Origin of the sequence: Methylobacter sp. BlB1 (genome assembly GCF_015476545.1) — a bacterium.
Lineage (GTDB): Bacteria > Pseudomonadota > Gammaproteobacteria > Methylococcales > Methylomonadaceae > Methylobacter.
The window spans coordinates 1-577 of the sequence record NZ_JADMKV010000226.1 but is presented as its reverse complement, the minus strand read 5'-3'; the positions used below and the strand labels follow the sequence as shown (position 1 = coordinate 577).

General features: G+C 53.7%; 1 pseudogene. It reads left to right on the top strand.

Annotated elements, in window-relative coordinates:
- Positions 1-186: 186 nt before the first annotated feature.
- A pseudogene (locus IT781_RS22145) lies at positions 187-577 on the top strand (hypothetical protein); the annotation flags it as partial.

Here is a 577-nt window from a genome sequence, read left to right as displayed (position 1 = left end):
CACAGATCGGCTTTCAGCAAAGTCCGCAGTATTCCGCCATGCAGCATGCAGGGCATGAAGGTAGCCCGTTCTTTTTCGTACCAAGGAGCTGAGAAGACAGGCATTGTTAGATAAAGTAAGTTGTAGGTGCGAATTCACTTGTGCCTTTAGGGTATTCGCACTGTTTTTTGGATATAGAGAAATACAATGAATGCAGACGATCTAGCCGATGATGCTACGCAAATCGCGCCGACAAGAACCATGCGCCAGCCATCGGATGAGGCAGGCGCATTAACGCGCACGCCTGAGCAGGATGCTGACGCCACCGTTCTGGCCCAGCCGACGAAAAAGCCGGTTGCGGTCGACGATGCTACTGTTCTAGCCCGGCCGGCGAAAAAGCCAGCTATGGTTGACGATGATGCCACCGTTCTGACTCAGCCGGCAAAAAGGCCGGTTGCGGCTGATGCTGATGCCGCTGTTCAGGCTACCGCAACTTTCAGGGAGCTTCATAAGGAAGAGAAATCCGAAGCACTGAAAACGGGATCGATACTGAACAAGCGCTTCGTGCTCAAGGAAGTGCTCGGCAGCGGCGGCATGG